The sequence below is a fragment of the Bythopirellula polymerisocia genome (genome assembly GCF_007860015.1).
In the GTDB taxonomy this organism is placed as follows: domain Bacteria; phylum Planctomycetota; class Planctomycetia; order Pirellulales; family Lacipirellulaceae; genus Bythopirellula; species Bythopirellula polymerisocia.
In genome coordinates this window covers 1-3,372 of record NZ_SJPS01000025.1, presented here as the reverse complement: position 1 = coordinate 3,372, position 3,372 = coordinate 1, and the positions used below count along the sequence as shown (strand labels likewise).

General features: G+C 54.8%; 4 protein-coding genes. All 4 read right to left on the bottom strand.

Going from position 1 to position 3,372, the window contains the following annotated elements:
- Window positions 1-227: 227 nt before the first annotated feature.
- Window positions 228-1,706, bottom strand: a complete 1,479-nt coding sequence (ltrA, locus tag Pla144_RS24330; RefSeq protein WP_146453311.1) for a group II intron reverse transcriptase/maturase — start codon at window positions 1,704-1,706, stop codon at window positions 228-230.
- Window positions 1,700-2,071, bottom strand: coding sequence for a hypothetical protein (locus tag Pla144_RS24325; RefSeq protein ID WP_146453310.1), 372 nt, complete (start codon window positions 2,069-2,071; stop codon window positions 1,700-1,702). The genes ltrA and Pla144_RS24325 overlap by 7 nt, the downstream gene beginning before the upstream one ends.
- Before the next feature lie 77 nt (window positions 2,072-2,148).
- Entirely contained in the window at window positions 2,149-3,174 is a 1,026-nt protein-coding gene (locus Pla144_RS24320) for an alpha-L-fucosidase (RefSeq protein WP_146453309.1), read from the bottom strand.
- Window positions 3,171-3,372: hypothetical protein (locus Pla144_RS25250; RefSeq protein WP_231936546.1), on the bottom strand; the 202-nt coding region annotated here is incomplete at its 5' end. The genes Pla144_RS24320 and Pla144_RS25250, both read right to left, overlap by 4 nt.

Sequence of the window (3,372 nt, the reverse complement as noted above, 5' to 3'; positions counted from 1 at the left end):
ATTGATGCTGGTATCCGCAAGACTGCGACACGTCGCTGGTACCAAATGGGGCACGCGCAAGTACCTCGATATGGAGCGATTGCAAGAGACGACGAAGGAGACCAGCGGAGTGGCCTCGTAGGCCGCGTCCGCCCCCAACTCGTCGAGTAGGCCCGGGGGATCTCTCCCCCAAGCCTCTCACAGAACCGGACTTGCGGGTCACGCATCCGGCTCTTCAAGTTGCTGCCTTAGGTTTCAAACAGTCGTTGCTGTTTGATGAAGACCTGTCGGGAAGGGTTCAAGGCATGCCAACGGTCGGTGAGCGGCATCAATCGTTCGGCGAACCAGGCGTTGGAATACGCCTGATGGATGCCATAGCTGACACTGCGTCTCCAAACGCCAGCACGAGTGAAGGCGGTCTTAGCCGCCGACTTCCGAGAAACGCCACGTGTTTGCAGGTGGCGGAACAGATACCGGTCCCGCTTCTTCTGACGAATGATAATCGCCCGAATACGACGCCGAATGTGGGCGTCGAACTTGTGGAGCGGTCGCAGGGAATCTTCGGTACACAACCGAAAGTATCCAATCCATCCTCGCAGGTAGCGTTCGGTTCTCTCGAAGCACGTCGACAGCGATTGACCCCAGACTCGTGGCGTTAGCTCACGAATACGGGCATCCATTCGCTCCTTAGTTCGGCGAGAGATTGCCACCATGACTTGGCCCTCGGCATTCTTGCCGAGTTGAAAGCCGAGGAAAGTTAGATAATTCGGACCCGTGACGGAACTCTTGTCTTCATTGACCAGCAGACGCAAGCGTCTATCAATGAATTTACTGACGGAGTCCATCACCCGACGACCGGCACGTTCGCTTTTCACGAACACGCTGAAGTCGTCGGCGTAACGCACGAACCGAAGTCCACGACGTGCCAGTTCCCAATCGAGTTCGTCAAGAACTACATTGGAAAGTAGCGGAGAAAGCGGACCACCTTGCGGTGCGCCTTCGGTCGTGGCCGTTCGTGTGCCATCGGGCAACACAACCTTCGCCTTGAGCATGCCATACACTAGCTTTAGGAGACGCCCATCCTTTACGTGGTTCGCCAAGCGGTTTAATAGCCGCTGGTGGTGAACACGATCGAAGAACTTTGAAAGGTCAATATCGACCGTCCAGGCATATCCTTCTGCGAGATATTGCTTGGCCGCAGCAATGGCCGTTTGTGCACCACGCCTCGGACGGAATCCGTGACTGCTGTCGTGAAACGTCGGCTCGAAGATCGGCTCCAAAACTTGGAGTACGGCCTGCTGAACCCAGCGGTCCACGACATTCGGAATACCTAGGCCCCGATGCCCGCCACCGGACTTGGGAATCCAGACCCGGCGAATGTCGCCAGGCAGGTAGGTACCCGAAAGCAATTCACGGCGTAGCTGAGCAAGCAGTTGGGGCGAAGCCTCAACCACTTCCCGTACACCACGTCCGTCCACACCTGCCGCACCTTTATTGCGCGCGACGTTAAGCAACGCCCGGGCCAAATTAGACACCGAGGCTACTTGTTCCAGTAACCGACTTGTGTCGTCGGCTACCCAGGTGGCTGGATGATCTACCTCCTTGGTATTCGCTCTGAGCAGCAGGTACGACTTTCCCTTGGATTCGTCCGAGGTTCTCTCGTCCTTGCCCCCATGCGGGCTGTCGGCAAACGCGAAAGCCAGTTGGCATGTTCCAGCACTTAACAACTTGTCGCCCCCTTCGCTCCACCGGCATTACCCAGCTTCAGCACTACTATGAGGCGATCCGACTTCTCTGCGGGCATCAACCGGTCGTCGTTGCCTTCTTCCGGAATACCGATAGGCGGACCCGCAGAGATCTCCTGGGGTAAGATCGAACAATGTCCTGCCGCCTCCGCCCTCACTACTCCTCGGCCACCAACGGATATCGGGCGTCGCGCTGGAAGGCACGCTAACCCAGGTCCGAGAAGCCCGTTTGAGGGTTCACTTACGTTCGGTGCTGCAGTTCGGCTACGGCTTCCTCCCCACACGCCCTCGCGGGATAGACTTCGATTGTCCAATGTCCAAACTCCGTCTCGTGCAGTTGCTTTCACCTCGTGGTTACCTCCGTTAGGATCCACAGGGGACTTCCACCCCCAATCGCTCGACCATGCCCAGCGCACCTCCGCTGCTACGCAGCTACGGAGTTGGGGGCGGACCTACCGGCAGGGTTAACCCCAAAAACAAATGTGCGCATCTTGACGGACACTACCGCAGCTTTGGCTAGAAGGCGAATGAAGAAGAGGGATGGCTTATAGCTTTCATCATTGGCGCTCCAGCCATAAGATTCATTGGTGGTGGGAATAGCTTCCCAGTCCTCAGACACTGGATGAAAATCAGCAGGTCTATCGACCGTAGACAGGTAGTCCCCGTAATTACCATGACCTGTGTATTGCACGATACGGCTATTAATAACAACGTCTGGCCCAACTTCTCTTGCAGCTTTTAGCACGCGAAGACACTCTTCTGGCGGAAGCTTCGCTGCAGTATCGAACCATAGAATGTCTGGATCATGTTTTTCGATAAGTTCAACCACTTGAGGGATTGCTTTCTGGTCGACATAAGTCCGAAACTTGGGTACTAAATGAGGATTCTTGTCATACCAATTTCTCCCGCCATGAAGAAGTTGGCTTCCACCTGGATTGTCATAATCCCAGTCGTTGCCAGCGCCGTTGGGCTCACCCCAGTCAAATGCATGTGAGTAATAAAAGCCAAAGCGTATATCATGACGCTCGCAAGCCTCTTTCAGCTCCTTCATTGGATCGCGTCCGAAAAGGGTTGCGTCGAGAATGTTGTAATCGCTAGCGTCTGAATCAAACATAGCAAAGCCATCATGGTGCTTAGCTGTGATGATGAAGTAACGCATGCCAGCCGACTTAGCAGCCTTAATCCACCTGTCCGCATCAAACTCGGTTGGATTGAAGACGCCTACAACTTCTTCACGATAGACTTCACAAGGAATTGTTGCTAGTCTTTGGATGTGTTCGGTATAGCCGCTGTATACCTTGTCTCTCCAGACGCCTCCAAGTTGTGAAGAGGCGTTCCAATGTACAAACATACCAAAGCGAGCGTCTTGCCACCAAGCAACGCGTTCGTCTCGAGCGTTTTGTGCTTCTCTCCACCAAGCCATGTCAGAGCTTTGTTTGTCGATATTCATCTGAGTACGAGGCAAGGGAGGCAAATGCTCTTTTGTTGTTGCAGTATCGAGCGGAAGAGATAGATCTGTTTGGTAGTGTCCGTCAAGATGCGCACATTTGTTTTTGGGGTTAACCCTGCCGGTAGGTCCGCCCCCAACTCCGTAGCTGCGTAGCAGCGGAGGAGTTGGGGGCGGGCGCGGCCTACGAGGCCACTCCGC